Source organism: Kitasatospora sp. MBT66 (genome assembly GCF_000710405.2).
Taxonomy (GTDB): domain Bacteria; phylum Actinomycetota; class Actinomycetes; order Streptomycetales; family Streptomycetaceae; genus Kitasatospora; species Kitasatospora purpeofusca.
On sequence record NZ_JAIY01000006.1, the window covers coordinates 1,365,343 to 1,371,849 of the forward strand.

Here is a 6,507-nt window from a genome sequence, read left to right on the forward strand (position 1 = left end):
GCCAACTGTCGGCGGACCGGACGGGCGGGGAGTCACCAGGACCCCTCCCCGTCCCCGCGTCCGCGCCAGGACCGCACCGCCCGTGGCGCAATGGTCAGCGCCACCCGGGCGGCGCGGCCCGCTCCCCGGACCGACGGGCGACCGGGCCAACGGGCCAACGGGCCGACAGAGCAAGAGGCAAGCAGACCGACGGGCCCGGAAAAGCGAAACGCCGCGGCCCCCCGATCGTGATCGGGGGGCCGCGGCGGGCGTTCCTAGTACCAGTGGTGCGACTGCCAGAACGACCAGGCGCCACAGGGGCTGCCGTAGCGGCTGTTCATGTAGCCGAGACCCCACTGGATCTGGGTGGCCGGGTTGGTGCGCCAGTCGGCGCCGGCCGAGGCCATCTTCGAGCCGGGCAGCGCCTGGACCAGGCCGTACGCGCCGGAGCTCTTGTTGGTGGCGGTGTAGTTCCAGCCGCTCTCGCGCTTCACGATCTGGCTGAAGCACTGGAACTGCGAGTCGCTGCCGATGATCTGCTGGGCCAGCTCCTGCACCGAACCGGGGCTGACCGAGACCGGCGGGGTAGCCGGGGTGCTGTCGGTGGCGGCCATCGCCGAACGCGCCTTGGAGCGGTTCGCGGCGGCCTCGTCGGCCTTCCGCTTCTCCTCGGCGGCCTTCGCGGCCTTGTCCGCCTCGACCTTGGCGGCAGCGTCGGCGGCCTCCTTGGCGGCGGCGTCGGCCTTGGCCTGCGCCTCGGCGGCGGCCTGCTGGCGCGCTGCCTCCTCGGCGGCCTTCTGCTCCGCGGCAGCCTTGGCGGCGGCGTCGGCAGCGGCCTGCTGGGCGGTCGCCTGCGAGCCGATGTTGTCGCTGATGGTCTGCGCCTGGGCGCCGGAGGGGACTTCGGCAAGCAGCGTCGCGCCGGCGACGTCGACCGTCTGCGTCGTCTTTGCCTCGCTGCCCGCGCCCATACCAACCACGGCGCCGACAGCGGTGACGGCGGTGGCGGAGGCGACAGCGACTCCCCGGACCGAGATCCGAGTCACATGGATTCCTTCCAGCATCGCCCACGCGTGACCGTACAGGCGCAACATGCCCCTTGGCGCTGCCCTCCGTACGGTGCTGGTCACGGGAGGTACTGACCCGGCGTCCGGTCGAGGTGAGGCGACCGGGCGTTGTGATCGGGCGGCGTACGGCTCAGGTCTTCAATTGTGCGTCCACTGACCGGAGTTGGTGGACCGTCCGGGCCGGACCTCCGGTCTCCCGGAAGCCCTGCCATGCCGTACGCGGGGCCTGACAGAACCCTCACCATGCCGCACCGGGCACTGTCGACGCAATTCCCTGTTGCGTGGCGGATGTCACATTCACCGTACTGGCGTTCACCGGACAGAAAGCACTCGATGTGATGAAAGGGACAAGGGCCCGCTCCCTCAGGAGCGGGCCCTATACCGGGAATTGACTGTTTTGTCCCTAACTGCCCATTGGATTCCGGTAAGTCCGGAAAGTCCGGATCAGGGCTGAACGTCCTCCAGCATCTCCGTCACCAGCGCCGCGATCGGCGAGCGCTCCGAGCGGGTCAGGGTGATGTGGGCGAACAGCGGGTGGCCCTTGAGCTTCTCGACCACGGCGACGACGCCGTCGTAGCGGCCGACCCGGAGGTTGTCGCGCTGGGCGACGTCGTGGGTGAGGACCACCCGCGAGCCCTGGCCGATCCGGGAGAGCACCGTCAGCAGGACGTTGCGCTCCAGCGACTGCGCCTCGTCCACGATCACGAAGGCGTCGTGCAGGGAACGCCCCCGGATGTGGGTCAGCGGCAGGACCTCCAGCATCCCCCGGGAGATGACCTCCTCGATCACGTCCGGGGTGGTGACGGCGGACAGGGTGTCGAAGACCGCCTGCGCCCAGGGGCTCATCTTCTCCGACTCGGAACCCGGCAGGTAGCCCAGCTCCTGGCCGCCGACCGCGTACAGCGGCCGGAACACCATCACCTTGCGGTGCTGCTGGCGCTCCAGGACCGCCTCCAGCCCCGCGCACAGCGCCAGCGCCGACTTCCCCGTACCGGCCCGACCGCCCAGCGAGACGATCCCGACCTCCGGGTCCAGCAGCAGGTCCAGCGCCACCCGCTGCTCGGCGCTGCGCCCGCGCAGGCCGAAGGCCTCGCGCTCGCCGCGCACCAGGCGCACCCGGCCGTCGCCGGTGACGCGACCCAGGGCCTTGCCGCGCTCGGAGGTGAGGACGAGTCCGGTGTGCACGGGCAGTTCGTCGGCGCCGGTGACATCGACGCCGGCGTCGTGGCCGGCGGCGAACAGCGCGTCCACGTCGTCGGCGGCCACGTGCAGCTCGGCCATGCCGGTCCAGCCGGAGGTGATCGCGAGCTCGGCGCGGTACTCCTCGGCGAGCAGGCCCACCGAGGACGCCTTGATGCGCAGCGGGAGGTCCTTGGAGACGACGGTGACGTCGTACCCCTCGGCCTGCAGGTTGCGGGCGACCGCGAGGATCCGGGTGTCGGCCTCGCCGCCGCCGGCCCGGTAGCCGACCGGCAGTATCGAGGTGTCCGAGTGGTTGAGCTCGACCCGGATGGAGCCGCCGAGCTCGCCGACCGGGATCGGCTCGTCCAGACGCCCGAAGCGGATCCGGAAGTCGTCGAGCAGCCGCAGCGCCTGGCGGGCGAAGTAGCCCAGCTCCGGATGGTGCCGCTTGGCCTCCAGCTCGGTGACCACGACCACGGGGAGGACGACCTCGTGCTCCTCGAAACGGGTCATCGCCAGCGGGTCCGCCAGCAGCACACTGGTGTCGAGAACGTACGTCCGCCGGTCTGGTGTCCGGCGGCTCTTGGAACTGACCACTAGGCCTCCAGGGCGGATGACCCTGCGTCATCCGCGGCAAGCCGGCCCCGCTGCCCCGGTGGCCTCGGAGCCGGTCTGATCGGAGTATTCCCAGGCGGGGGGCGGTGCATTCGCGCCCCCGGAGAACTGACGGATCATTGCGGGTGAACGTTTGGCCTCGCCCTGCCACCGGGTAGGCCAGCTCTTACGGCGGTCAATCCCGACGCCCCGGCGGACGCCACTCCCGTCACTCCGGCGGACACCGCTCCCCGTCGCCCCGGCGGGCACTGCTCCCGGACGCGTCGCGAGGGCACCGCCCCCGGCTCGCGAAGACGCCGCTCCCCGTCGCGGGGCCGACGCCCCCGGTCAGAGCCCCAGCCGCCGGTTGCGCTGCTCGAAGGCGCGCAGCGCCCGCAGGAAGTCCACCTTGCGGAAGGCCGGCCAGTACGCCTCGCAGAAGTAGAACTCGCTGTGCGCGCTCTGCCAGAGCAGGAAGCCGGACAGCCGCTGCTCGCCCGAGGTGCGGATCACCAGGTCCGGGTCGGGCTGCCCCTTGGTGTACAGGTGCTCGGCGATGTGCTCGACGTCCAGGACCTCGGCCAGCTCCTCGATCGAGGTGCCCCGGCCGGCGTGCTCCTGGAGCAGCGAGCGGACGGCGTCGGCGATCTCGTGCCGGCCGCCGTAGCCGACGGCCACGTTGACCGTGATGCCCTCGATGCCCGCGGTCTCGTCGGCGGCGCGCTTCAGGACGTCGGCGGTGTGCTGCGGCAGCAGGTCCAGCGCGCCGACCGGGTGGACCCGCCAGCGGCGGGCGGCGGCCAGGCCGGTGACGGCGTCCTCGATGATGCCGAGCAGCGGCACCAGTTCGTCGGCCGGTCGGGAGAGGTTGTCGGTGGAGAGCATCCACAGGGTGACGACCTTGACGTGGGTCTCGTCGCACCAGCCGAGGAACTCGCTGATCTTGTCGGCGCCGCGCTGGTGGCCGTACGCGGTGGAGCCGCCGGTCGCCTTGGCCCACCGGCGGTTGCCGTCGAGGATCACCCCGATGTGGTGCGGGGTGCGGGCGAGGTGCACCTCGACCCGGCGACCGTAGAGGCCGTACATCCCGTCCAGCAGGACGCGCAGACCCGGCGTGCGTTCGACGACATCGCGCAGACCCATGGTTTTCGGCCCCTCCGTGCTCACTTCAGCGGGTGCTTCAGAACCCCCGGCGCAGCCTACTCCCGCGCTGTGGCGGCAGGGAAAGCCGCAGGTCGCGGGAGGGTCACGGTCCTGTGCGGACTCTGTCGCCGCGGGCCGGGCGCGGATGGCCGGAACGTACCCGCGCGGCGCCCCGGGGGCGGCCGGGGGAACGCCCGGCGGCCGGATACGGAACGGTCTCTCCTTCCTTAAGGAATCCGTAAGCCGACGGTTCAATGCTTGACGACCCCCAATGGTCTAGTCCAGCTTTTGTGCCAGGGCGGAACGGCGTACCGGAACCGCCCCTCTCGAGGCAGTACTGCGGACCTCCCCTCCCCCACACGCGGCCGCCGCGCCCCCCACCGCGGCGGCCGCTCCTCCCCCACAGGAGCGCACCTCCATGGCCCGTACGCTGAACCGGCCCGCGTCGCACAAGCGCCGCCGCGGCCCCGTCCCGGCCCTCGCGGCCGGCGCCACCGCCCTGGCCCTGGCCGGCACCGGCCTCGCCCTCTTCGCCGGGGGTGCCAACGCGGCCGCCGGGAACCTCGTCGCCAACGGCGGCTTCGACGGCTCGCTGGGCGGCTGGACCTGTACCGGCTCCGCGAGCGCGGTCACCACGCCGGTCCACTCCGGCTCGGGCGCGCTGCAGGCCACCCCGGGCGCGGCGGACACCGCCGAGTGCACGCAGACCATCAGCGTGCTGCCCAACACCAGCTACACCCTGAGCGCCTGGGTCCAGGGCCCCTACGTCTACCTCGGCGCCCGCGGCACCGGCGGCACCGACCCGAGCAGCTGGTCCAACCAGAACAGCTGGAACCAGCTCTCCTCCACCTTCACCACGGGCGCGAGCGCCCGGAGCGTCACCGTCTACCTGCACGGCTGGTACGGCCAGAGCGCCTACCTCGCCGACGACGTGGTGCTGAGCGGCCCCGGCGGCACCTCCACCCCGAGCCCGACCGCCACCCCCACGGTCACCCCCACGCCGACGCCCACGGCGACCGCCACCCCCACGGCGACCACGACCCCGACCGCGACCGCCACCCCCACGGCGACCGCCACGCCGACCCAGACCGCGACCCCGACGCCCACCGCGACCAGCACCGGCAACCCGACCACCGGCCTGCCCAAGCACGTCGTCACCGGCTACTGGCACAACTTCGACAACAAGGGCAACAACCTCCAGAAGCTGAGCGACGTCCAGAGCGCGTACGACATCATCGCGGTGTCCTTCGCCGACTCGGTCGCCAACCGCCCCGGCGCCATCACCTTCAAGCTGGACGCCGAGCTCTCGGCCGGTCTCGGCGGCTACACCGACGCCCAGTTCCGCGCCGACGTGAAGGCCAAGCAGGCGGCCGGCAAGAAGGTCATCCTCTCCATCGGCGGCCAGAACGGCGCGATCTCGGTCAACGACGCGGCCGCCGCCCAGGCCTTCACCGACACCGCCTACGCCGTCATCAAGGACTACGGCTTCGACGGCATCGACATCGACCTGGAGAACGGGGTCAACGCGACCCAGATGGGCAACGCCCTGCACAGCCTCCAGTCCAAGGTCGGCCCCGGCTTCGTCCTGACGATGGCCCCGGAGACCATCGGGATGTACTCCACCGCGGGCGCCTACTTCCAGCTGGCGCTGAACACCAAGGACATCCTGACCGTCGTCAACACCCAGTTCTACAACTCGGGCGGCATGAACGGCTGCGACGGCAAGGTCTACACCCAGGGCACCATCGACTTCATCACCTCGCAGGTCTGCACCCAGATCCAGGGCGGCCTGCGGCCCGACCAGGTCGGCATCGGCGTCCCGGCCTCCAGCAAGGCGGCCGGCGGCGGCTACGTCGCGCCGAGCGTCGTCAACAACGCGCTGGACTGCCTGGCCACCGGCAAGAACTGCGGCAGCTTCGTCCCGCCGGCCAAGTGGCCGACCATCCGCGGCGCGATGACCTGGTCCACCAACTGGGACTCCGTCAACGGGAACTCCTTCTCCAACACGGTCGGCCCGTTCGTCCACCAGATGCCGTAGCCAGAGGACCTCACCCCCACGGCGCGCCTCCCCTTGAGGGTGGGGCCGGCGCGCCGGCGCCGGGCCCGCCGTACCCGACCGGTACGGCGGGCCCGTCCGCTTTCCCCGGTGGATCCGGGCGGCCCCGGGCGGACCCGGGCCCCGCCCGGCTCAACCGGAGTGCCCGAGCACCGCCACCAGGGTGCCGAGCAGCATGAACGGACCCAGCGGCACCTCCCGGCCCCGCACCGGCCGGCGCCGCACCAGGGCCACCAGCAGGACGCCGACCGACCAGAGCCCGGCCAGCAGCACGAAGGCGGCCAGGCCGGCCAGCGCGGCGGTCCAGCCGTACCGGCCGAGCAGCGCCCCGAGGCCGAGCGCCAGCACGGTGTCCCCCGGGCCCATCCGCCCCAGCTGGACCGGGACTTCGAACAGCGCCCCGGCCGAGAGCGCCACCAGCAGACAGCGCAGCAGCGTCCCCGGGCTGCCGTCCACCAGCTCCAGCACCGTCAGCAGCAGCGCGAG

Annotated in this window: 4 protein-coding genes and 1 pseudogene; 1 reads left to right on the forward strand and 4 read right to left on the reverse strand. The window is 72.1% G+C overall.

Going from position 1 to position 6,507, the window contains the following annotated elements:
* Positions 1–254 precede the first annotated feature (254 nt).
* From BI06_RS18525 to BI06_RS18535, 3 genes are all read right to left on the reverse strand, one after another.
* The gene (locus tag BI06_RS18525; protein ID WP_030397079.1) at positions 255–1,025 is read right to left on the reverse strand and encodes a transglycosylase SLT domain-containing protein; all 771 of its coding nucleotides are present in this window, start codon (positions 1,023–1,025) and stop codon (positions 255–257) included.
* Between the two features lie 465 nt (positions 1,026–1,490).
* Positions 1,491–2,825 carry a PhoH family protein gene (locus BI06_RS18530; RefSeq protein WP_030397078.1) on the reverse strand — a complete coding sequence of 445 codons (1,335 nt, stop codon included), beginning with the start codon at positions 2,823–2,825 and terminating at the stop codon, positions 1,491–1,493.
* Between the two features lie 345 nt (positions 2,826–3,170).
* A complete protein-coding gene (locus BI06_RS18535) occupies positions 3,171–3,965 on the reverse strand; it encodes an isoprenyl transferase (protein ID WP_078880489.1) in 795 nt (264 codons plus the stop codon).
* A 418-nt stretch (positions 3,966–4,383) separates the two neighbouring features.
* Here BI06_RS18535 and BI06_RS18540 point away from each other — a divergent pair, with 418 nt between their 5' ends.
* A complete protein-coding gene (locus BI06_RS18540) occupies positions 4,384–6,003 on the forward strand; it encodes a chitinase (protein WP_043469203.1) in 1,620 nt (539 codons plus the stop codon).
* Positions 6,004–6,153: 150 nt separating this feature from the next.
* Here the strand turns inward: BI06_RS18540 and BI06_RS18545 are convergent.
* Positions 6,154–6,507: pseudogene (locus BI06_RS18545) on the reverse strand (prepilin peptidase); the annotation flags it as partial.